The organism is Flavobacterium omnivorum, assembly GCF_900099915.1.
Lineage (GTDB): Bacteria > Bacteroidota > Bacteroidia > Flavobacteriales > Flavobacteriaceae > Flavobacterium > Flavobacterium omnivorum.
This window is the reverse complement of record NZ_FNDB01000010.1, coordinates 1-23,618: the sequence shown is the minus strand read 5'-3', so window position 1 is coordinate 23,618 and position 23,618 is coordinate 1. Positions and strand designations below refer to the sequence as shown.

24 protein-coding genes and 1 tRNA gene are annotated in these 23,618 nt (G+C 34.8%); 14 read left to right on the top strand and 11 right to left on the bottom strand.

Translation table 11 applies throughout. The annotated features are described in order from the left end of the window. Window position 1: 1 nt before the first annotated feature. The gene (locus BLS90_RS10620) at window positions 2–454 is read left to right on the top strand and encodes an SRPBCC family protein (RefSeq protein WP_073351503.1); all 453 of its coding nucleotides are present in this window, start codon (window positions 2–4) and stop codon (window positions 452–454) included. Between the two features lie 104 nt (window positions 455–558). Here BLS90_RS10620 and BLS90_RS10615 read toward each other — a convergent pair whose 3' ends face one another. Beyond that, on the bottom strand, window positions 559–1,371 hold the full coding sequence (locus tag BLS90_RS10615; protein WP_091257621.1) for a UbiA prenyltransferase family protein: 813 nt from the start codon (window positions 1,369–1,371) through the stop codon (window positions 559–561). Window positions 1,372–1,518: 147 nt separating this feature from the next. Between BLS90_RS10615 and gcvP the strand changes: the two genes are divergently transcribed. The 6 genes from gcvP (at window position 1,519) to BLS90_RS10585 (ending at window position 9,082) form a co-directional block, all read left to right on the top strand. Then, window positions 1,519–4,368 carry an aminomethyl-transferring glycine dehydrogenase gene (gcvP, locus tag BLS90_RS10610; RefSeq protein ID WP_091257620.1) on the top strand — a complete coding sequence of 950 codons (2,850 nt, stop codon included), beginning with the start codon at window positions 1,519–1,521 and terminating at the stop codon, window positions 4,366–4,368. A 463-nt stretch (window positions 4,369–4,831) separates the two neighbouring features. Continuing rightward, the gene (locus tag BLS90_RS10605; RefSeq protein WP_091257619.1) at window positions 4,832–5,890 is read left to right on the top strand and encodes a 3-oxoacyl-ACP synthase III family protein; all 1,059 of its coding nucleotides are present in this window, start codon (window positions 4,832–4,834) and stop codon (window positions 5,888–5,890) included. 231 nt (window positions 5,891–6,121) lie between these two features. Beyond that, the gene (locus tag BLS90_RS10600; protein ID WP_091257618.1) at window positions 6,122–6,646 is read left to right on the top strand and encodes a class I SAM-dependent methyltransferase; all 525 of its coding nucleotides are present in this window, start codon (window positions 6,122–6,124) and stop codon (window positions 6,644–6,646) included. Further along, window positions 6,646–7,494 carry a glycosyltransferase gene (locus tag BLS90_RS10595; RefSeq protein ID WP_091257617.1) on the top strand — a complete coding sequence of 283 codons (849 nt, stop codon included), beginning with the start codon at window positions 6,646–6,648 and terminating at the stop codon, window positions 7,492–7,494. The genes BLS90_RS10600 and BLS90_RS10595 overlap by 1 nt, the downstream gene beginning before the upstream one ends. A gap of 80 nt (window positions 7,495–7,574) precedes the next feature. Next, window positions 7,575–8,324, top strand: a complete 750-nt coding sequence (locus tag BLS90_RS10590; RefSeq protein WP_091257616.1) for an MlaE family ABC transporter permease — start codon at window positions 7,575–7,577, stop codon at window positions 8,322–8,324. Next, window positions 8,321–9,082, top strand: coding sequence for an ABC transporter ATP-binding protein (locus BLS90_RS10585; protein WP_091257615.1), 762 nt, complete (start codon window positions 8,321–8,323; stop codon window positions 9,080–9,082). Before BLS90_RS10590 ends, BLS90_RS10585 begins: the two co-directional genes overlap by 4 nt. A 2-nt stretch (window positions 9,083–9,084) precedes the next feature. Here the strand turns inward: BLS90_RS10585 and BLS90_RS10580 are convergent, their stop codons facing one another. Continuing rightward, window positions 9,085–9,687 carry a SprT-like domain-containing protein gene (locus tag BLS90_RS10580; protein WP_091257614.1) on the bottom strand — a complete coding sequence of 201 codons (603 nt, stop codon included), beginning with the start codon at window positions 9,685–9,687 and terminating at the stop codon, window positions 9,085–9,087. A gap of 18 nt (window positions 9,688–9,705) precedes the next feature. Then, window positions 9,706–10,383, bottom strand: a complete 678-nt coding sequence (locus tag BLS90_RS10575) for an SDR family NAD(P)-dependent oxidoreductase (RefSeq protein WP_091257613.1) — start codon at window positions 10,381–10,383, stop codon at window positions 9,706–9,708. A gap of 130 nt (window positions 10,384–10,513) precedes the next feature. On the opposite strand from BLS90_RS10575, the gene BLS90_RS10570 reads away from it, so the two are divergent. Then, window positions 10,514–11,083 carry a GNAT family acetyltransferase gene (locus tag BLS90_RS10570; RefSeq protein ID WP_091257612.1) on the top strand — a complete coding sequence of 190 codons (570 nt, stop codon included), beginning with the start codon at window positions 10,514–10,516 and terminating at the stop codon, window positions 11,081–11,083. Between the two features lies 1 nt (window position 11,084). On the opposite strand, the gene BLS90_RS10565 is transcribed toward BLS90_RS10570, so the two are convergent. The 6 genes from BLS90_RS10565 to BLS90_RS10540 form a co-directional block, all read right to left on the bottom strand. After that, entirely contained in the window at window positions 11,085–12,056 is a 972-nt protein-coding gene (locus tag BLS90_RS10565; protein WP_091257682.1) for a M20/M25/M40 family metallo-hydrolase, read from the bottom strand. A gap of 55 nt (window positions 12,057–12,111) precedes the next feature. Next, the gene (locus BLS90_RS10560; RefSeq protein WP_091257611.1) at window positions 12,112–12,759 is read right to left on the bottom strand and encodes a hypothetical protein; all 648 of its coding nucleotides are present in this window, start codon (window positions 12,757–12,759) and stop codon (window positions 12,112–12,114) included. Window positions 12,760–12,763: 4 nt separating this feature from the next. After that, a complete protein-coding gene (locus BLS90_RS10555; RefSeq protein WP_091257610.1) occupies window positions 12,764–13,798 on the bottom strand; it encodes an ATP-grasp domain-containing protein in 1,035 nt (344 codons plus the stop codon). 10 nt (window positions 13,799–13,808) lie between these two features. Further along, window positions 13,809–14,519 (bottom strand): NRDE family protein, encoded by a 711-nt coding sequence (locus tag BLS90_RS10550; protein WP_091257609.1) that lies wholly within the window; start codon window positions 14,517–14,519, stop codon window positions 13,809–13,811. After that, entirely contained in the window at window positions 14,507–14,995 is a 489-nt protein-coding gene (locus tag BLS90_RS10545) for a hypothetical protein (RefSeq protein WP_091257608.1), read from the bottom strand. Before BLS90_RS10545 ends, BLS90_RS10550 begins: the two co-directional genes overlap by 13 nt. A 479-nt stretch (window positions 14,996–15,474) precedes the next feature. Continuing rightward, a complete protein-coding gene (locus tag BLS90_RS10540; protein ID WP_091257607.1) occupies window positions 15,475–16,611 on the bottom strand; it encodes an acyl-CoA dehydrogenase family protein in 1,137 nt (378 codons plus the stop codon). Between the two features lie 88 nt (window positions 16,612–16,699). Here BLS90_RS10540 and BLS90_RS10535 point away from each other — a divergent pair, with 88 nt between their 5' ends. The 4 genes from BLS90_RS10535 to BLS90_RS10520 all read left to right on the top strand — a co-directional run bounded on the left by BLS90_RS10535 (window position 16,700) and on the right by BLS90_RS10520 (window position 20,713). Continuing rightward, window positions 16,700–17,767 (top strand): anhydro-N-acetylmuramic acid kinase, encoded by a 1,068-nt coding sequence (locus tag BLS90_RS10535; RefSeq protein WP_091257606.1) that lies wholly within the window; start codon window positions 16,700–16,702, stop codon window positions 17,765–17,767. Then, a complete protein-coding gene (locus tag BLS90_RS10530; protein ID WP_091257605.1) occupies window positions 17,764–18,120 on the top strand; it encodes a ribosomal maturation YjgA family protein in 357 nt (118 codons plus the stop codon). The genes BLS90_RS10535 and BLS90_RS10530 overlap by 4 nt, the downstream gene beginning before the upstream one ends. 106 nt (window positions 18,121–18,226) lie before the next feature. Beyond that, window positions 18,227–19,453 carry a Glu/Leu/Phe/Val dehydrogenase dimerization domain-containing protein gene (locus BLS90_RS10525; protein ID WP_091257604.1) on the top strand — a complete coding sequence of 409 codons (1,227 nt, stop codon included), beginning with the start codon at window positions 18,227–18,229 and terminating at the stop codon, window positions 19,451–19,453. 366 nt (window positions 19,454–19,819) lie between these two features. Next, window positions 19,820–20,713: a hypothetical protein gene (locus BLS90_RS10520; RefSeq protein ID WP_091257603.1), complete on the top strand. Its 894-nt coding sequence runs from the start codon at window positions 19,820–19,822 to the stop codon at window positions 20,711–20,713. Window positions 20,714–20,949: 236 nt separating this feature from the next. Here BLS90_RS10520 and BLS90_RS10515 read toward each other — a convergent pair whose 3' ends face one another. After that, window positions 20,950–21,345, bottom strand: coding sequence for an ExbD/TolR family protein (locus tag BLS90_RS10515; RefSeq protein ID WP_091257602.1), 396 nt, complete (start codon window positions 21,343–21,345; stop codon window positions 20,950–20,952). A 1-nt stretch (window position 21,346) separates the two neighbouring features. Further along, entirely contained in the window at window positions 21,347–22,042 is a 696-nt protein-coding gene (locus BLS90_RS10510; protein WP_091257601.1) for a MotA/TolQ/ExbB proton channel family protein, read from the bottom strand. A 129-nt stretch (window positions 22,043–22,171) separates the two neighbouring features. Here BLS90_RS10510 and BLS90_RS10505 point away from each other — a divergent pair, with 129 nt between their 5' ends. Further along, entirely contained in the window at window positions 22,172–23,392 is a 1,221-nt protein-coding gene (locus tag BLS90_RS10505) for a bifunctional folylpolyglutamate synthase/dihydrofolate synthase (protein ID WP_091257600.1), read from the top strand. Window positions 23,393–23,477: 85 nt separating this feature from the next. Next, a tRNA-Val gene (locus BLS90_RS10500) sits at window positions 23,478–23,552 on the top strand. Window positions 23,553–23,618 lie beyond the last annotated feature (66 nt).

Here is a 23,618-nt window from a genome sequence, read left to right as displayed (position 1 = left end):
AATGACCCGAATAAAAATTAGGACTAAAATAAATGCCCCAATACAAACTGTTTTTGATATTTCCAGAGACATCGACGTGCATCAAAAATCGGCTAGTCCTACAAAGGAAACTGCTATCGACGGCATCACTTCCGGCTTGATCAACTATAATGAAACGGTGACTTGGCGCGGAAAACATTTTGGTTTTTACCTGACTCACAAAAGCCGAATAACCGCCATGAACTTATATGATTATTTTGTAGATGAGATGGAGGACGGGAAATTCAAGTCATTTCGACATGAACATCTTTTCATAGAAAAGAATGGCCTAACAGTAATGAAAGACAAAATACATTATGAAGTCCCTTACGGCGTTTTTGGTGAATTATTCGATTTTTTGTTTCTAAAAAATCACATGATAAATTTCGTTTTAGCAAGGAACAAGGTGTTAAAGGAATTAGCGGAGAGCAAGTAAGTTACAAAAAAAAGACCGTATAGGTAAATTAACACACCAGAGAAAAGATCCTCTTTACCACTCTTTTAGTGCTATTGACGAACGCACGCACCAAAAGTACCTTTTTACCCTAAAATCAGCAATATCCACCAGACGATTGGAATACTTTCTACCCAAAAAGAGGTGTAATATTTCGATCGTTTATCATTGGCAAAAATTAGAAATAATGAAATCATAATCACTAGCAGCAAGTTGACTACTAATTGGTTTTTATCAAAATTACTTTTTAAAAATTCCAAAAAATAAAAAGGAAGCAAAAGCAACAATCCCAATAATTTGGTTCGCCTCACACCTATTTGTTGCGGAACGGTTTTTAAATGCGGATCATCGTTTGCCAAATCAATGATTTCAAAAACAAGCACCAAAACAAAAATAAGAATGAACCGTTGCAAACATTTTAGATAAAAATCTGCTGTTATAGGTATCTCCGCATTTATTATGGGCAAACCCAAAGTCACTCCTACCCAACACAGAGCCACAATATAAATTTTTACCCCAGCCCAATTTCTAGCATTCCTTTTAGTAGGAAAAAAAGGAAGTGTATACAATAATGTGATACTAAAAAAAACAACAGCTACAATTTGAGTAACTCGTTGCAATTGAAAAAAATAATAGCCTACTAAAATAAAACAACAAAAACTAAAAAGCGCAATTGCTTTAAGTTCGTTCCGCATTTGAATTTTTTTTGCTCGGGCTAATGCATCGTATTTAACAAAATTATATCCAACGATAGTTCCAAAAAAAGCAAAGTGTGCAATGGAGTCCTCATACGAAATGTGGAACATGTGTTGGGTCATTCTAACTAAGGCATAGCACGATAAACCCACGTGAATACTGCCTTTAATATAAAAATCGACTATTAGTTTAAAAACCCTCATTAGACAAAATTAATCAAAGTGTTAATAAGAACGGCTTTTAGTTGAAAAATTCACAGAAAATCACGTTAAAAAAGGCTATTAATAGCATATTAATATTTAATTTTACAGCCTTTTAAAACAAGAAACACACAACACATTTTATATACAATGAAAACAGACGCTTTTGCATTAAGACACATTGGCCCAAGAGAAAATGATTTAGAACACATGTTGAAGACAATTGGCGCAGCAACTCTGAATCAATTGATTGATGAAACTATTCCAAGTGACATTCGTTTAAAATCGGATTTAGATTTAGAACCGGCAATGACCGAATATGAGTTTGCAAATCACATTCAAAAATTAGGAAATAAAAATAAAGTTTTTCAATCTTACATTGGCTTAGGATACAACGCAGCAATTATTCCTGCAGTAATCCAAAGAAATGTTTTTGAAAACCCAGGTTGGTACACTGCTTACACGCCGTATCAAGCGGAAATAGCACAAGGTCGTCTCGAAGCGATTTTGAATTTTCAAACCATGGTTATCGAATTAACAGGGATGGAAATTGCTAACGCTTCTTTATTGGACGAAGGAACTGCTGCTGCTGAAGCTATGGCGCTCCTTTTTGATGTTCGTTCGCGTGATCAAAAGAAAAATAAAACAAATAAATTCTTCGTTTCCGAAGAAATATTGCCTCAAACTTTATCGGTTTTACAAACGCGTTCCTCTCCAATTGGAGTTGAATTAGTAATTGGAAATCATGAAGAATTTGATTTTTCATCGGAATACTTTGGAGCAATCCTTCAATATCCAGGCAAATTTGGACAAGTTAACGACTACACTGCTTTTATATCAAAAGCTGCTGAAAACGAAATTAAAGTAGCCGTTGCTGCTGATATTTTGAGTTTAGTAAAATTAACTCCTCCAGGAGAAATGGGTGCTGCAGTTGTACTTGGAACTACACAACGTTTCGGAATTCCGTTAGGTTATGGTGGACCACACGCAGCTTATTTTGCTACAAAAGACGAATACAAAAGAAGCATGCCAGGCAGAATCATCGGTGTAACGGTAGATACAGATGGAAATCGGGCACTACGTATGGCACTGCAAACCCGCGAGCAACACATTAAACGTGACAAAGCCACCTCAAATATTTGTACTGCTCAAGTCTTATTATCCGTTATGGCTGGAATGTATTCCGTGTATCACGGACCAAAAGGCTTACAGTATATTGCTGATAAAGTACATGCCTCTGCAGCAACTTTAGCAAATGCATTAGAGCAATCAGGGTATCTACAAACGAATACCGCTTTCTTTGACACCATTGTTGTTAAGGCTGATGCCAAAAAAGTAAAAACGATTGCCAAAGAAAACGAAATTAATTTCTATTACATAGATGACAATACGATTTCAATTTCTTTAAATGAAACGACAAGCATCACTGATCTAAATAAAATTGTTGCTGTATTCGCTTCTGCAAATGGAACTGCACTGACTCTGATTGAAACACTATCTGAAACCAATCATTTTCCAGAAAATGTAAACAGAACATCTCCTTTTTTAACGCACGATGTTTTCAATAAATACCACTCTGAGACAGCTTTGATGCGCTACATCAAAATGCTAGAAAGAAAAGATTTAGCCTTGAATCATTCCATGATTTCTTTAGGTTCATGCACCATGAAACTGAATGCCGCTTCAGAAATGTTACCTTTAAGTATGCCGCAATGGAATAACATTCATCCATTTGCACCATTGGATCAAGCACAAGGATACCAAGAAATGTTAGCTAAACTAGAACAACAGTTAAATGTCATTACTGGTTTTGCTGGAACAACATTACAACCTAACTCAGGTGCACAAGGAGAGTATGCCGGATTAATGGTGATTCGTGCTTACCACCAATCAAGAGGAGACCATCATAGAAACATTGCTTTAATCCCATCATCGGCGCACGGAACAAATCCAGCATCAGCAGCTATGGCAGGAATGAAAGTTGTTGTTACTAAAACATTAGAAAACGGAAACATCGATGTAGACGATTTACGGGAGAAAGCTATTTTACACAAGGACAACCTCGCTTGTTTGATGGTAACCTACCCTTCCACTCACGGTGTATTTGAAAGTGCAATCATAGAAATCACACAATTGATTCACGACAATGGTGGACAAGTTTACATGGATGGTGCTAATATGAACGCTCAAGTTGGATTGACAAATCCCGCAACTATTGGCGCTGACGTATGTCACTTGAATTTACATAAAACATTTGCTATTCCTCATGGAGGTGGCGGACCAGGTGTAGGACCTATATGTGTGGCACCGCAATTAGTTCCCTTCTTACCTACAAATCCAGTGATACCAACAGGCGGAGAAAATGCAATTACTGCAATATCTGCTGCTCCTTGGGGTTCTGCCTTAGTTTGTCTGATATCTTATGGTTACATCTGCATGTTAGGTGCCGAAGGTTTGAGACAATCTACAGAATATGCGATTTTAAATGCAAACTATATTAAGGAAAAATTAAACGGTCATTATGATACGTTATATTCAGGAGAAAATGGTCGTGCAGCACATGAAATGATTATTGAATGCCGTCCATTTAAAGAAAAAGGAATTGAAGTAACTGATATTGCTAAACGCTTGATGGATTATGGTTTTCATGCACCCACAGTTTCGTTCCCCGTTGCTGGAACAATGATGATCGAGCCAACAGAGAGTGAAAACTTAGAAGAATTAGATCGTTTTTGTGACGCGATGATTGCTATAAGAAAAGAAATTGAAGCCGCAACTTTAGACAATCCAAACAATATCTTAAAAAACGCACCGCACACTTTAATGATGGCCACCACAGACAGCTGGAATTTTCCTTACAGTCGTGAAGCCGCAGCCTTCCCATTAGAATACATTGCCGAAAATAAATTCTGGCCTACCGTACGTAGAGTCGACGAAGCGTATGGAGATAGAAATTTAAATTGTTCCTGTGCGCCAATTGAAGCGTATATAGAAAGTTAAATTGCAACTTTAAATGTCTCGAGAAATCGGGACATTTTTTTTTGACTTCAAATATAAGCAGTTGAATCTATTTAATGTCGTACTATAAAATGAGTGAAATAATATTTAACAGAGGAGTCACATAAGCATTAAACCTTAAATGACCTTATTTTTGTTTAAGGTATAAAAGCCTAACAAATGAAACTTAAATGACTTATATTGTAAAAAAAATGCACCATTGTTTTATTCTTAATGCTTAGAAGTGATTTAAAATACTTTTAATTCACAAATTATAAAAATCACTTTTTTTCGCTTAAAAGATTTAAGAAATAAATATCACACAAAAACTTCAATTTCGTAACAAAATAATCAAAATTTTTGCCAATAAGTTGTTATTTCGTAATTATATGCATGCATAGTAAATTTTGTAGCTGTAATTATTTTTTAATGATTAAATTAGCCTAAAATTTGGAAAATTAACGCAATGAAAATAAAAATAGCTGGAATAGGAAGCTATATTCCTGAGAAAAAAGTAAGCAATACAGATTTTAGCGAACATGTTTTTTTAAACGAGGATGGAACAGCTTTTGGCTATCCAAATGAAATAGTCATCAATAAATTTAAAGGCATAACTGGAATTGAGCATAGGCGCTATGCTGAAGATCATTTAAACTCCTCCGATCTAGCTTTTTTAGCTTCTCAAAAAGCCATTGAAAATGCTGGAATTGATCCCGAAACAATCGATTACATCATCTTCGCTCATAACTTTGGCGATGTAAAATATGGCACAACCCAATCCGATATGCTTCCAAGTTTGGCTACCCGTGTTAAACATAAATTACAAATAAAAAATCCAAAATGCGTCGCGTATGACATTCTTTTTGGATGCCCAGGATGGATTGAAGGCGTACTTCAAGCCAATGCATTCATCAAATCTGGAATGGCAAAGCGTTGTTTGGTTATAGGTTCAGAAACGTTATCCAGAGTAGTTGATGCCCACGACAGAGACTCCATGATCTATTCTGATGGTGCAGGAGCATCTATAATAGAAGCTTCAGATGATGAAACTGGATTACTCGCGTATGAAAGTGCTACCTATGCAAATGATGAAGCTGGCTATTTGTTTTTTGGCAAGTCATACAATCCTGATTTAGACCCAGACACCCGCTATATAAAAATGTACGGGCGCAAAATATATGAATTCGCTCTTAATCATGTTCCAGCAGCCATGAAAAGTTGTTTAGACAAAAGCGGATTAGGTATTGACGATGTGAAAAAAATACTCATTCACCAAGCCAATGAAAAAATGGACGAAGCCATAATCCACCGTTTTTACAAACTTTACAACAAGTCAGTTCCTAAAGACATTATGCCTATGAGCATTCATGAACTAGGAAATAGCAGTGTGGCTACCGTTCCCACTCTTTTTGATTTACTAATTCGAGGCGAAATCCAGAATCAAGAAATACACAAAGGGGATGTTATGATTTTTGCCTCTGTTGGAGCAGGAATGAACATCAACGCATTTATTTATAGATATTAATTTGCATCAGGAGCTATTCCTGCTGTACATTACAATTCCTCACTACAAAACTTGTTTTTCTAGGGTGCAAGAAAGCTTCTTTTAGTCGCTTTTTGCACCCTGAAAAACTACCTTTTGCCGCTCCGGGATTTTCATTTCCATCACGGCTAAAAAACAATACCAAAAAACACTTTTATTACTATATTTGTGGCTTCATTCCCGAGCCTTGAGGATTGCGCAAAATAAATAAATATGTACGAGAAAACATTTCCTAATAAAAGATTCAAACATACTTTAGAATTTCTAAAAAAACACGTGTCAAATTCAGAGACCATATTAGATTTAGGTGTTGAAAACCCTTTTTCTAGAATCATGAAGGAAGAAGGTTTCAATGTTAAAAACACAACTGGTGAAGACTTAGACCTAGATCAATCGGTATTTCAATCTGAAAAAACAGCTGTTGTAACGGCTTTCGAGATCTTTGAACACCTTTTAAATCCTTTCACTATTTTAAAAGAAATAAAATCCGACAAACTACTTATATCCATTCCAATGCGTCTTTGGTTTTCCCCAGCCTATAGAAGCAAAACAGATTTATGGGACAGACATTACCATGAATTTGAAGATTGGCAACTCGATTGGCTTTTGGAAAAAACTGGATGGAAAATAATAGATCGAGAAAAATGGACCAATCCTGTTAAGAAATTTGGCATTCGCCCATTACTGCGAAAATTCACGCCTAGATATTACATCGTTTACGCCGAAAAAATAAAATAATGAATTATTATATCGTCATTCCGGCGCATAACGAGGAAGCATTTATTGCTTTGACATTAGATTCATTGATTTCACAAACCGTTTTACCCAAAAAAGTTGTCGTTGTCAATGACAATTCTACGGATAAAACTGCCGAAATCGTGATGGACTTCGCCAAAGAAAATCCTTTTATCACATTGGTCAATAAAACCTCTGAAGCAATACATTTGCCGGGAAGCAAAGTCATTCAAGCTTTTCACAAGGGTTTTGAAACATTGGACGAAAATTACGATGTCATTGTAAAGCTAGATGCCGATTTGATTCTACCACACAATTATTTTGAAACTGTTTTAAATACTTTCGAAAAAGATGCCACCATAGGAATGGTTGGTGGATTTGCGTATATCGAGAAAAATGGCTCTTGGATTCTAGAAAATCTAACTGATAAAGACCACATTCGGGGTGCCTTCAAAGCCTACAGAAAAGAATGTTTTTTACAAATAGGCAATTTAAAGCCAGCAATGGGTTGGGATACCGTCGATGAATTACTCTCGAAATTCTACGGATGGAAAGTCGTTACGGATTCTTCATTAATTGTAAAACATCTGAAACCAACCGGAGCAAACTACAACAAAACAGCCCGATACAAACAAGGAGAAGCATTTTACACTTTAGGCTACGGTTTTTTAATCACTTCCATAGCTTCGACAAAACTGGCGCTAATGAAGAAAAAACCGCTACTTTTTATAGATTACATTAAAGGTTTCTGCAAAGCTAAAGCGGCCCAAACTCCTTTATTAGTAACAATAGAGCAAGCAAAATTCATTCGGAAATACCGTTTGAAGAAAATGAAACAAAAGCTTTTTTAGCCAACAAAATCAAAAAACTGCTGAACCAAAAGAGATAACTCCTGACATTTTTTGTAATTTAGCCCATATTCGTAAAACTTATGATGCTCATTCGCTATATAACGCAAATAGGAAGATACTTCTTAATGCTGAAAGAAATTTTCAATAAACAAACCAAATGGTCTGTAATGAGAAATTTAATTTTCAAGGAAATTGATGACTTAATTATCGATTCTCTTGGTATTGTAGCGTTCATTTCTTTCTTCGTAGGAGGTGTAGTTGCTATCCAAACCGCATTAAATTTGACGAATCCTTTGATTCCAAAATACCTTATTGGCTTTGCAACACGACAATCCGTTGTGTTAGAATTTGCTCCTACTTTTATTTCCGTTATCATGGCTGGGAAAATGGGTTCCTTTATCACTTCAAGCATAGGAACGATGAGGGTTACGGAACAAATTGATGCCTTAGAAGTAATGGGGGTAAATTCCTTAAATTACCTTGTATTCCCAAAAATAATTGCCTTATTATTATATCCATTTCTTATTGGAATTGCAATGTTTCTAGGCGTTCTCGGTGGATGGATGGCGGGTGTTTATGGCGGCTTTATCTCAAGCGCTGAATTTATAAATGGTACCCAAATGGACTTTATTCCGTTTCATATTGTTTATGCCTTCATAAAAACATTAATTTTTGCCATGTTATTAGCAACCATACCTTCATTTCACGGCTATTACATGAAAGGTGGCGCACTTGAAGTAGGGAAAGCCAGCACCGTTTCCTTTGTTTGGACATCCGTTTCCATTATACTTTTTAATTATATATTAACACAACTGTTACTAGGCTCATGATAGAAATTAAAAATATAGAAAAATCATTTAACGGAAACAAAATTCTTAAAGGCATTTCGACCGTTTTTGAAACTGGAAAAACCAATTTAATAATTGGGCAAAGCGGATCCGGAAAAACAGTTTTATTAAAAAGTCTTTTGGGCATTCACACGCCTGAATCTGGTCAAATATGTTTTGATGGACGAATTTACTCCGAATTAGATCCAAATGAAAAGAGAGAACTTAGAACGGAAATTGGAATGGTATTTCAAGGAAGTGCTCTGTTTGACTCCATGACTGTAGCTGAAAATGTTGGATTCCCATTACGAATGTTTACCAAAGATAATAAAGCTAAAATAAAAGAACGTGTTGATTTTGTGCTAGAAAGAGTAGCATTAACAGACGCACATGGAAAATTACCTTCTCAAATTTCTGGAGGGATGCAAAAACGTGTTGCTATTGCTCGTGCAATCGTAAACAAACCTAAATACTTATTTTGTGATGAACCTAACTCTGGTTTAGATCCCAATACAGCAATTTTGATTGATAATTTGATCAAAGAAATTACCGAAGAGTATAACATCACAACAGTTATAAATACTCACGACATGAACTCCGTGATGGAAATTGGAGAGAAAATTCTATTCCTGAAAGATGGTTTAAAGGCCTGGGAAGGAAACAAAGAAGAAATTTTCAGAACTGATAATGAGGATGTTGTCGCCTTTGTTTATTCTTCTAATTTATTCAAAAAAGTACGTGAAGCGTATTTGAAGGAGTAATGCTAACTGGATTTCAACAGTTCTACCTCAGCATTAGGATTGAATAAATACGTTTTTCCAGTACTCATTTCGAGGCATTCAAAACGCTTGGTTCTAACGGCTATTTTCTTGAAAATCTTTCCATTTTGGATTCGGAAAACACTACCGTAAGGAATTTCAAAAACATAATTTTTATCATTTTGCAGATCAAATTGCTTCAATGCCAATGCCAAAGTAGCATCAGTATCACTGCTGGCCGTTGGATTTTTGAAATGTCGAGCCAATAAAGGCAACAAGTGATTCGGAAAAATTTCAGGTCGAATATAAGGAATCATCAACCGCTGAAAAGAATATTTCCATTCGTTTCCATGCGGCTTAATGTTTCTACCGAACTTTTCAAAGGCAACCAAATGAGAAATTTCATGAATCAATGTAATCAAGAACTTGTATTTATTCAAATTTGAGTTTACCGTAATTTCATGCTTTCCATTCACACCTTTTCGATAATCTCCATGACGCGTTTGTCTCTCGTTTACAATCTTAAGATGCACTTGATTGGCAACAATAAGTTCGAAAACGGGTTTTACCGCATGCTCGGGAATATATCTAGATAAGGTTTCGCTCAAAACAATTATGAGTTATAATTAAGGATTCGTAGAAGAAACTTGCAACACTTTACCATTGAAATATTTGTTTCCGGTCAAAGTAAAATCAAAAATATAATTTGCCATTTCGCCCGCTGTTATTGGTGCTTGATAGCCTGGAAAAGCTTCAGCCAGCATTTCTGTTTGCACTGATCCTAAAGCTAAAACGTTAAATGAAATTCCACGATCTTTGTATTCTTCTGCCAGTAATTCTGATAATGTAATCACGGCTCCTTTACTCGAACTATAAGCTGCCAATCCAGCAAACTTCAAACTTCCCTGAATTCCGCCCATAGAACTAATCGTTACCACATGGCTACCTTTTTGCAGGTACGACAAACAAACACGAGTCAAATTAGCAACTCCAAAAACATTGACTTTATAGATATTTTCAAAATCTTCCTGAGTCGTTTCTGAAAAAGGTTTCAACAATAAACTTCCTGCGTTATGAATGACAGCATCGACTTGTTTCCAAGACTTGGAAAGAAACTCATTTACTTTATTCAATTCCGATTCATTTGATAAATCTACCGACAAACAAGTAATGTTCTCGTTACCTAACAAGGCTTGCGGAATGTGTCTAGAAACAGCTAACACTTGATGTCCAGCAGCTGCAAATTGCAAGGCTAGTTCAAATCCTATTCCCCTGCTTGTTCCTGTTATAATAATATTTTTCATGAAACAAAAATAAACAAAAACAACAAAAAAGTGATGCTTTACACCAAGATTGTTCTTGAAATGAAATTAAAATTTTATTATAAAATTCCTTATTTTTGATTCAGAATCCTAACCATCGAATTATCAGAAAATGAGAGAAATTATCACATTCGAAATCGCAAAAATAAGTGACATCCAAGGCGTTTTGGCACTACAAGATTTATACCTTGTTACTAATTTATCCGAAGAAGAAAAAGCTTTTGGATTTGTTACCACGCCATTTACGGTACAACAACTTACCGAAGTTATCCAAAAAGAAGAATTGTTCTTAGCAAAAGACAACTACAAAATCATTGGGTATATTTTTGCTGGTAGTTGGGAATTCTTCAATCAATGGCCCATTTTTAACTATATGAATTCCCTTTTTCCCAAACTTACTTTTTTAGATTTTAAAATCACTACCACCAATAGTTTCCAATATGGTCCCATTTGCATTCATAAGGACTACCGTGGAAAGGGATTAATAACATCCCTTTTTGAGTTAATGAGAATAAACCTGTCGCAAAAATATCCTTTGAGTTTGACCTTCATTAACAAAATTAATATCCCCTCCACCAAAGCGCATACCGAAAAGCTAAAATGGACTATTATAGGCGATTTTCAATTCAACACAAATGACTATTATATTTTGGCTTATGATATGAAGCAATCCTTTACTTAAGTTATTTAAGCATTATTATTTCTTGAGTAGGTGTAATTGCCATTTGTGCTACAGCAGGCAATAATTCTTGTATAAAGGATGTCATGTGGGGAATATCCATTGCTTTAAAATCATCTGAAACATGGTGATAGAATTCAAAATTCTCAAAATCGAAAGTACTAACCGATTGGCAAGGAACTTTGAAAACATCATAAAAAGAGAAGTTATCGGATCTGTAAAAGAGTTGAAATTCGGCTTCCTTTGGAAGAAAACCAATCGTGCTTTTTCCAGTATATTCATTTATTTTTCCAGCCATATTCGACTTATCAAAACCGGTAATATAAGCTAGATAATCTCTTTTCATTGGTACACCAATCATTTCAATATTAAACTGGGCATACAATTTAAAATCTTGCGCTTTCAATTTTTTGGCTAAATGTTTAGAACCCAACAATCCTTTTTCTTCTCCTGTAAAAAACACAAAAAGAATGCTTCGTTTGTTATTTTTGGCACTACTGAAATACTTTGCCATTTCAGCAACTGCGGTTGTTCCTGAGGCATCATCATTGGCACCATTATTAATAAAATCCCCATTCACCCCTTTTTTATCTATTCCAATATGATCATAATGCGCACTTAGAATTATAAATTCATTTTTTAGAACAGCATCAGTACCTTCAATATAACCAACTATATTAAACGCAGTACCCTTGAAAGTGGAAAGTGTATCCCGATACGATTTGAAATAGGGCTTTACCTTACTATCTATAAAAAATTGCTCTAAATAATCCGCAGCTTTTACCATCCCTGCTTGTCCAGTTTCCCTTCCTTCTAATTCATCTGAAGCTAAATATTTTAATGTTTTAGCGACATCATTTTCTTTTACTTTATACTCGATTGATAGCGGTTCACTTGTTGTGGTCTCAGTCACAACCGAAGAAATTGGTTTGCAGCACAAGAAAAGAAATGGAAGTAACAGAAAAACTTTTTTCATAATTAAAGCGGATTTTTGGTTAGTAAAATGATATAATTTATCCTTATTTTTATATTCAGACTCTTTCTCGATAATATTTTTTGTAAACTTTAACCATTTGAGCAAAAGCTAAAACCACAAAAAATGATGGAATTACAATTGGAATTATATATTTAGAAAAGCTTGCTGTATTTTGAGCTAAAATATTCAATATCAGAACCAAACTCAACATTCCGACAAATGTACCTATTAAAGTCCCTGCAATATAAAACAGTTTGAGTTTATTTACAATTGAAATATAATTACCATTGATCAGATACAGATTCCAACCGGTCCAAAATGGTACTTGAAGAAAATTAATAGCACTCAAAAAAACACCTATTAACAAGGGCGAATACATCGCATATTTTTCTAAAACACCTTGCTGATCTATCGTTTGATTAGCACTTGCATAGAAAGAATAGCCTATTATCAACAGAAAAAAAACGGCAAAAAAATCAATAATTTTCATAAGTTTTTTATTATTGACCAGTTGCTTTGCAAAAATTAAAGTGAAATAAATCACAAACATCTCCACGAAAATTACTCCTAATAAAAAGAACACCAAGCTGTTCATTCCTAACTTTGAATAAATTTCAAAACCGATAACATTCAAATATCCTAATGGTATGGAACCAATAAAGCTCACTAAAAAACCAATAAAAATATTCTTTAATGCCATCATTACTTTAAAAATTTATAATTTTATTGCTTTGTTCCAAGTGCATTTTATATTCTTTCATGCCGTCCTTATGCAGTAAATAGGCAGCACCCTTTTTATGGTTCGCTACGCTTATTTCATACATATACGTAATATGCCGTGCGAGTTCTTTCCAAGCAAAAAATAAAGAATGCTTTGGGTCGTATATGTGAGTGGGTTCACTCCCAGCGCCATTTAGTTCTACAACTAAAAAATTAAGGCCTTGCTCCAATTCTTCCATAGTATGATACATTACATCCAATCTACCAAAATAGAAACCTGGAATTTGCAAACACATTTCGTTTATAGTCTGTGTTAATTTTGGAGTTATCCAATGACTTCCATCAATGAATTTTGCGCCTCGAGCATGATTCCCATAAGGCACCAAATTCAATTTCTCCCCTTTAGGTAAAATATCGAGCAATCTTCGACCGTATTCCTGCTTTAAAACGGGCAATTGTAATTCATATCGCGGGTTTTCTTTAATCAATTCATCTATAGTTGAAAAGCCATTACCAGTGACAATTAAAAATTCCTTTGATACGATTCCTGTAATTCTACCCGCTTTTTCATGAGGATAACGAACATAGAAAATTCCAACTTCATTATCAAATGGAATTAAATCCTGAACCACATAATCGAAATTTGCTTTTTGCGTATATTCTTCTAAATCAGTTATAGAATTGATTTTTTTTACTGCAGAGCCGCGCAGACCTGTATCGGGTTTTGCAATCAAAGGGTATTTTATTTTTGCTTTTATAATAGCATTTAAAACGTTTTGAAGATCAGTTCCCTCTTTTATTAATTCCGTTTTCGGGAAATACTGTTGTGGAATCAAATCGTAAATTTCTTTTTTGGACTCCATCATAAAACCTCCATTTTTTATGGTTGGATTACAGGCATTGAAGAAAAAAATTGACTTTGCCTTGATGGAATAATAGGACCATAAAAAATAAATGGGAATATATACAATCTGGAAAGGCCAGTATTCCCAATGCGTAATTTTATGAAAAAATAGTTTCATACTATAGTTATTAAACAGTGATAAATGACGAAGAAAACTCCTGTTGGGCAATCAAATCATAGTGAAAGATACTGACTTTGTTATTTTCCAGCACGGATTGCGTGATGCTTAACGTTTTCAACTCATCATTCCTATTAATCACAAGGCCATTTTCATTATTTCCGGACTCCGTATGGCGATGAAAACCATACATTTTTGAGACTGAAAGATCAGAATTCTGATCCACAAAAGTATGAAACCAATTTGAGCGTTTTTCTCGAATGGCCGACGGATATAAAGTAGATGATGACCAAATGTGATTTTTTTTAATATCCAAAGGCATGGTTTCTTTCTCCTTTCCGTTCCATCGCAATTGAAAAAGCATCTTATTTTGAAATAAAACTAAAGTAAACGGTTCTATATTTTCTAAATCAATGTCGTTCCAGAAATCCTTTGGCGAAAAGCTGCTGATCACATCTAAAACAACCAAACCTCTACTTTTTCGATACGGAAGTTGTACTTTATGCTTTTCATCAGCGCCATTTAACAGCACTAGAATAGTTCCATCTGCTCTAGTAACAAACCAAGTTCCACCTGCTAACGGATCCTTTGGGAAAATAAGATCGTTCCCATTTAGTGTATAGAGTCTAGGTGGAATAGCGCTAGGTCGCACTATTTTTTCATCTCGATTTGAGGTAATGATAATTTTATCCCTTGTGGTTACAAAACTTACTGTGCACATTGCTTCCTATATTCTATTGTAGAGCGAGCAACACCAAAATCAGGATTAACAGTCACCGTTTCACATTGTAAAATAGCTACTTTTATCAATGCTTGATGATGAATACAATGTTCCAAATTATAAAGCAACTCTCTAAAATAATTACTTTCAATCCAAATTTCTTCGCCATCAATAACTTGTAATAGCTCAATTTTCTTATTTTGTTTATCCACATTTTGTTGAATCATTACAATATTTTCGATGGCAAAAGCAGTATCCGTTTGAATACGACTATTTCGTTCTCTAGTATCATAATTAACAACACCACAATCATATCGATTTTCTAAGCACTGAAACATCTCAATAATATGTCTGGTGTGTTCTCCAATAGATGCATTACTTAATTCCGCACAAGAATTTGAATATTCTTTTTGGGACAATTGATTCAGCAAATCAATTAGTTCATTTAAGCTGTTTTTAATAGAGGGTATTAGCATATTTATATTTTAAATCAACAAATTTGAGCCAATTATTTTATCTTATAAACCACGGTATTAAGACAAAGAAAGGGAATTAGTACCAAAATAAAAAGTACACTATTCTCATTTTAACTTCATTTTAAGCATGTGCAGCGGAACAAAAATCACACCAATACTAAATCCGTAGTCATTTTAGGTTCTCACCCTGCTACTTTAAGTACTAAAAGCCAAATCCTAAAAATCTAAAAAGCAACATTAGTACTCCTATAAATTTCAATTGTTAACCTTGCGACGAATACCAAAAGGCTCATCACATGATTGAGTTTAAAAGTTTAAAGTTGATCAAAACCGCTTTTCTTAGACAATCGTACCATTACTTAATGTAAAGCTATTTTCCAGTTTAAGACTAATCCCAATATTTAAAACTCGATTTAATGAACAAAACCCTTCCCAACCGAAATTGAAAAGGGTTTTTAATAATTATAATTTGTTTCTTACTATACCAATCCTCTTGAGATTACGATTCGCTGTATTTCAGAAGTTCCTTCGTAAATTTGTGTAATTTTAGAATCCCTCATCATACGTTCTACGTGATATTCAGCAACATAACCATTCCCACCATGAATTTGAACCGCTTCGTTCGCCACTTCTAAAGCTATTTCTGACGCATATAATTTTGCCATAGCACCAGAATGTGCAATATCTTTCCCTTCATCTTTTTCACAAGCTGCTTTCATCACTAATAATCTTGCAGCAGTTACTTTCACATACATATCAGCAAGTTTAAAAGCAATCGCTTGATGATTGAAAATTTCTTTACCAAAAGCTTTTCTTTCATGCGAATATTTTAAAGCAATTTCATAAGCTCCAGTTGCAATTCCCAAAGCTTGAGATGCAATACCTATTCTTCCACCATTTAAAACATTCATTGCAAAGGCAAATCCAAATCCATCATCACCAATTCTATTTTCTTTAGGAACCTTTACGTCAGAAAAAAGTAACGAATGCGTATCACTTCCACGAATTCCCATTTTTCTTTCCTTTGGTCCAATATCAAATCCAGCCCAACCTTTCTCGACAATAAAAGCATTAATTCCTTTGTGTCCCTTTTCGATATCTGTTTGAGCAATAACGATATATGTAGAAGCAGATGAACCATTTGTGATCCAGTTTTTTGTTCCATTTAACAAATAATGGTCTCCTTTATCAATTGCTGTTGTTTTTTGTGAAGTCGCATCACTTCCTGCCTCAGGCTCTGATAAACAGAAAGCACCGATAACCTCTCCTTTTGCCAAAGGAACTAAATATTTTATTTTTTGTTCTTCATTGCAATATTTCTCTATACCCGCACAAACTAGTGAATTATTTACGGACATAATTACAGCAGCGGATGCATCAACTTTCGCAATTTCTGTCATTGCCAAAACATAAGAAATACTATCTAAACCCGACCCTCCGTATTTAGGATCAACCATCATTCCCATAAAACCTAAATCAGCCATCATCTTCACCTGCTCTGTTGGAAATTTTGAATGTTCATCACGTTCAATAACGCCCGGTAATAATTCTGCAATAGCAAAATCTTTAGCAGCCTGTTGAATCATTAAATGCTCTTCGGTTAGATTAAAATCCATATTTTTATTATAAATTAAATGTTCTTAAATTTGTGGACAAAAGTAATTATTAAATATCAGATTTCAAACGTTTTCGTAAATTTAGCCAATGTTTAAAGAAAAATATACTGTAGTAGGAGTCATGTCCGGAACTTCGCTGGACGGAGTAGATTTGGCACACATTGTCTTTACTGTGAAAAATAATAATTGGAAATTTGAAATAGTAGATTCTGAAACTGTTTCTTATACAAGCGATTGGTTAAACAAATTAAAAATTGCCGTAGCCTTCTCTGCCTCAGCGCTAGAAACACTTAATCAAGATTACACCTCGCTACTTGCTACTATTATTAATGATTTCGTCAAAAGGAAGCATCTCACGAATCTTGATGCTGTTTGTTCCCATGGCCATACAATAGTGCATCAACCGCAAAACGGAATTACACTTCAAATAGGCAATTTACCCCAAATTGCATCTTTGATCCACCAAACTGTAGTTTGTGATTTTAGAGTTCAAGATGTGCAACTTGGAGGCCAAGGCGCCCCTCTGGTTCCTATTGGCGATCAAATACTATTTCCTAAATATGATTATTGCATGAATTTAGGTGGTTTTTCGAATATTTCCTTTGAACAAAATAAACAAAGAATCGCATTTGATATTTCGCCTGTAAATACCGTTTTGAATTTTTATGCCAATCAATTAGGGCTGGATTATGATGACAAAGGCAGTATTTCCAGAACTGGAATTTGCAACCAAAATCTATTGAATGAATTAAATGTTTTGAATTTTTATCAAAAAACACCTCCTAAATCGTTGGGTTTCGAATTTGTAAAAGAAACTATTTTACCTATTATCAACAGTTATTCCATTGCTGTTGAGGACAAATTACGCACTTTCACGGAGCATGCGGCCTTGCAAATTGCTTTGGCTTTGCCAAATAAAAACGGCAGTATTTTTATAACTGGTGGCGGTGCATACAATGATTTTCTTCTTGAGAGAATTCAATTCCATTTACCACAAATGAAACTAATAATTCCAACAGCTAAAATTTTAGAATTTAAAGAGGCGTTGATTTTTGCATTGCTCGGGGTTTTAAAATTACGAGGAGAAATCAATGTCCTAAGTAGCGTAACAGGAGCAAAAAAAGACCATAGTTCCGGTGTCATTTTTAAAGCATGAAAAACCAACGAGTCAATTACCTGATAATAATTTCAACAATTATTTTGCTAGGGCTATTTTCTAGAACAGTTACTTTTATCCCATTGTGTATTGGAGACTTTTTATATGCCGCGACGATTTACTTCGTGGTCAGATTCCTACTTTTAAAAACTTCCAAACTAAAAATTGCGTGGATTACCATTACTATTTGTTTTGCAATTGAATTTTCACAGCTGTATCAATCAGATTGGATTATTGGGGTTCGTAAAACAGTCCCAGGACATTTTATTTTAGGACAAGGCTTTCTATTTAGTGATTTGATTGCCTATACTTTTGGCGTTTTAACCGCTTTTATTTTAGACCGAACCAGATGATAATTCCCATTTATTTAAATTTTAAACACTTCAAAATAAAATTAAAAATACATAATTCACATTATTCAATTTTTTATATTTGCCAAAATTAAACATATCGCAAAAAATGAAAGATTTATTAAAGAAATTCGAAAATAAAGAACCTGAGATAGTTTTCCATTGGAAAGATGCGGAAACAGAAGCTGAAGGATGGACAGTTATCAATTCTCTACGAGGTGGTGCTGCCGGTGGCGGAACTCGCATGAGAAAAGGATTAGATATGAATGAAGTTTTGTCTTTGGCAAAAACCATGGAAGTGAAATTTTCAGTTTCAGGACCTGCTATTGGCGGAGCAAAATCTGGAATTAATTTTGACCCAAACGATCCAAGAAAAAAAGGCGTTTTGCAACGCTGGTATAAAGCCGTATCCCCATTATTAAAAAGTTATTATGGAACAGGTGGCGATTTAAATGTTGATGAAATTCACGAAGTAATTCCAATGACGGAAGAATGTGGCGTTTGGCATCCACAAGAAGGCGTTTTTAACGGTCACTTCAAACCGACCGAAGCTGATAAAATCAACAGAATTGGACAATTGCGTCAAGGTGTGGTAAAAGTGATTGAAAATCCAAAATTCTCACCTGATGTTTCCAGAAAATATACGGTTGCCGATATGATTACCGGTTATGGCGTTGCCGAAGCTGTTCGTAATTATTATACTATTTATGGCGGAGATGTAAAAGGAAAGAAAGCAATTGTACAAGGTTTTGGAAATGTAGGTTCTGCGGCAGCATTTTACTTAGCGGAAATGGGCGCTAAAGTAATTGGTATTATAGATAGAGATGGTGGACTAATCAACGAAGAAGGGTTTTCTTTCGAAGAAATTAGAGCTTTATTTTTGGCCAAAGATGGAAATAAACTGGTTGCTGAAAATATGATTCCGTTTGAAGAAATCAATCAAAAAATATGGACCATAGGTGCTGAAATATTCACTCCATGTGCCGCTTCACGATTGGTAACACAATCTCAAATTGATAGTTTAATTACTAATGGTCTTCAAGTAATTTCATGTGGTGCGAATGTTCCTTTTGCTGACACAGCAATCTTTTTCGGTCCAATTATGGAAGATGTAGATCATAAAGTGAGTTTAATTCCAGACTTTATTTCCAACTGTGGTATGGCTCGTGTTTTTGCTTATTTCATGGAAAAGAAAGTACAAATGACGGATGAAGCTATCTTTCAAGACACTTCAGAAATCATCAAAAAAGCCATCGAAAAAGCGCATGCTTTAAATCCAAGTAAAACAAATATTAGTGCTACCGCTTTTGAAATCGCTTTGAAGCAGTTAACGTAAAACAACATTCTTTATATGTATCGGAAAAGGGATTAAATAGATTTTAAAATCTATTTAATCCCTTTTCTCATTTCTAGTTTTAAGCAAAAAGGTCGTTTTTACCGCTAATTTTAATAAAAACTTCTATCTAAAATTAACCGCTTTAAGCGGAATTACCACACACGGGTGAAACAAACTTACGAAGTAAATTTAGCTCTCTCAAATTACAAAATTCAAATTTTAAAGAAATAAATTTGCGAATCTGCGGTTATTTTAAAAACTCATGCCATAGCAGTGTTATATTCCGGTAGTCGCTTTTTACTCTTGACAATTTTTAGTACTTTTCAACGTTTTTTAGTAATACACTTTTTTAAATTTAAAATACAAATGAGTTTCACCATTTTATCAGATCAAAAGAAATCGTTAGCACTATCCATTCTTTTGTATGCGACAATGTTGTTAATTTTATTTTTCATCCGATTTTGGCCTCCTGCAAACATGGATGAACTTGCCGGTGGTGGAGGTGGCGGTGGCGTTACGGTAAATTTTGGAGACAGCGATTTTGGTTCAGGTGCGAATTATAAAAGCGAAGTTTTGGAAGTAAAAAACCAAACCAGACAAACGCCTGCGAAATCAACTCCCGAGGAAGCTATTTTATCTCAAGAAAACAGCACTGAAGAAAGTGTTGTGATTCCGACGAAAGAAAAAACTAAAAAACCAACAGTAGTTGTAAAAGAAGAAACAAAACCTGTGGTTGTAAAACCTAAAGTTTCTAACAATACCAATGATGCTTTATCCAGTATTCTAAAAGGTTCCAATAAAGGTGGAGATGGCGATGACAAAGCTGCCGGAAACAAAGGAAAATCTAACGGAAGCTTGAGTTCTAATGGCTATTATGGAACAGGTGGTTCCGGTGGAGGAACAGGCGGCGGAAACGGAACTGGAATAGGAACTGGTAGTGGTTATGGCTCCGGAAGCGGTGGCGGAAGTGGAAGTGGTTCTGGCGGAGGCGTTGGTTATTCTTTAGGAAACCGAAAAGCATTATCTAAACCTGCACCAAAATACACGTGTAATGAACAAGGAAAAGTTGTTGTAGAAGTTTCTGTAGATAGAACCGGAAGGACTGTAAATGCAGTTGCCGGTGTAAAAGGAACAACAAATACCGCAAAATGTTTGTTAGACCAGGCCCGAATTGCTGCGATGAATACAAAATGGGATGCCAGCAGGGATGCACCAGAAAAACAGGTCGGTAAGATTGTTTACAATTTCAATTTGAATTAGAACAAGCAGAAATGGCTCCTTTTTGGTTTAAACAAACCTTATCTAGTCATTGTGAGGAACGACAAGTCCAAGTATTTTACTAATTTGCGTGAGGGATAGGAGCAAGTACCAAAATACTGCGGATAGCCCGACCAGAATAGGAAAAGGAGCTAATCAACTTTATGCTGATTAGCTCCTTTTTTTATTCTGGTCACGCCCAAATAATGCAGATGCTTCGCAAAAACTGCAAATAACTTTTACTTAGGACTTGTAGCAATCACAAACTTCAGGTTGTTCTTCACTCCTATTTGCAGTACGTCAACTAAATCCTGCACTTGTAAATTGAACGGAATGCGAACAATAACCGTTTGATCTTTGGATAAATCCATCTTAGACATCAAAGTTGTTTCGAGTTCTTCAAATGAAACAGGCTGCTTGTCGATGTAGAATTTTTTATCTTCTGTGACAGATAAACTAATGTACTGCTTGTTTGTTTTCTCGTTTGATTGTGCTTTTGGCAACGTCATTTTGATCACATTAGGATTTGCTAACGTTGATATAATCAAGAAAAACAACAACAAGAAAAACATAATATCACTTAATGACGAAGTAGCTACCTCAGCATGAAATCTTCTTTTTCGTTTTATAGACATGTTACGATCTTTGGATAATATTTACAAACTCTAGGATTTGTTTTTGAATTTTTAAAGCAAAATTATCTATCTTGCCATTTAGTATGTGATATCCGCTGTAGGCAATAATACCCACGATTAATCCAGAACCACTACTGATCATTTTCTCGTACAATCCTCCGGATATATTACCTATACTAATATTTTCAGTAACTGATATACTATAAAATATTTTAATAACTCCAGAAATAGTTCCAACAAACCCTAAAGTAGGTGCGATTCCGGCAATAAGACCTAAGTGACCTAATTGCTTTTCCATTTCTCCTATTTCGATATCTGCAGCACGATCCATATTAGATTCAATTTCAATAATTGGTCGCCCGATAACTAGAATTCCTTCTTTTATGATATTTCCTGAAGCCGTATTGTTTCGCTCAGCAATAGATCGAGCTAAATCAAGATTTCCTGAATTAAGATTATCACGTACATCACGCATCAAAAGAGTATCAATTTTTGATGCTTTATTGATATACAAATAGCGTTCTATAATCAGATAAAAAGTATAAAATAATAGAATCCCGATTGGGATAAGCCACACACCCCCTTTTAAAAGGAATCCTAAAGTGGATATTTCGGCATTTGGAGCAATTTTTTCGATAACTACGTTTGAAGCAGCGTTGGTAATGGTGTCGGCCTGTAATTGTATAAAACTAAACATATAATATTATTGTATTTTAATCATTAATTCTAAAAATTATTTCAATTTTGCAATAAAGATACTTTTCGATGTAGTATTAAACTAAAAAAAACGAAAAATATTTCAAACAACTACTATTATATTACAAAAATGAACTACCAGGAAACCACCAATTGGATGTTTAATCAGCTCCCTATGTACCAACTACAGGGGGCTTCGGCCTACAAGAAAGATTTAACGAACGCGCATTTACTCACAGCACATCTTGACAATCCTCAGGAAAAAATAAAATGCATTCATGTTGCAGGAACCAACGGAAAAGGCTCCACTTCGCACATGTTGGCATCCATACTTCAGGAAGCGGGTTATAAAGTTGGATTGTACACTTCGCCCCATTTAAACAATTTTAGGGAACGTATAAAAATTACTGGAAAGGATATTCCCGAGGAATTTGTTACTGATTTCATCAATGAACACAAACATTTTTTTGAATCCAATGACATGAGTTTTTTTGAAATGACCGTTGGCTTAGCCTTCGATTATTTTGCCAAAGAAAAAGTAGACATCGCCGTTATTGAAGTGGGAATGGGAGGACGATTAGACGCTACCAATACTATCACTCCATTAGTTTCGGTGATTACCAATATAGGATTAGATCACACGCAATTTTTAGGCAATACAATTGATGCTATTGCATTTGAAAAAGCAGGGATCATAAAATCAAATATTCCCGTAATCATTGGAGAATATACCCCAGAAACCAAGCCTGTTTTTTTAGCCAAAGCCAAAGAATGCAATTCGGAAATCTATTTTGCTGCTGATCTAATTTCAGAAACTCATCCTTCTGATTTAATTGGAGATTATCAAGTTCATAATAAAAAGACAGTTTTACAAACCATCAACGTTTTAAATAGTCAGAACGAATTTAAAATCACTCCAGAGAATTTAAAATCTGGATTATTGAATGTGGTAAAAAATACAGGTCTTCAAGGAAGATGGCAACAACTAAGTGAATTTCCCAAGGTCTTTTGTGACACAGCACATAACAGGAATGGACTAGAAATTGTGTTGAAACAAATCCAAAAACAAGATTTTGATACTTTACACATCGTTTTAGGAGTTGTAAATGACAAAGATTTAGATGAAATCCTGCCTTTATTCCCTAAAAAAGCAATTTATTATTTCTGCAAACCTAATATTCCCCGTGGGCTGGATGTTCTAATTCTTAAACAAAAAGCGGCTAGCTTTGACCTAAAAGGCGAAGTATACATTTCTGTTTCAGAAGCTTATCAAAAAGCAATTGAAAACGCAACAAAATCTGATTTTATATATATTGGTGGAAGCACATTTGTGGTAGCAGAAATTTTATAATTTTTTTATTTTTTACTTGCACATCTAGAAAAGTGGCGTATATTTGCACACGCAAGAACGGTAACGAAAGAAACCAAATTGTTTAGGGCGATTAGCTCAGCTGGTTCAGAGCACCTCGTTTACACCGAGGGGGTCGGGGGTTCGAACCCCTCATCGCCCACAAAAAACTTCATTAGAAATAATGGAGTTTTTTTATGTCTAATAGTTTATGGAACACATTACTTAC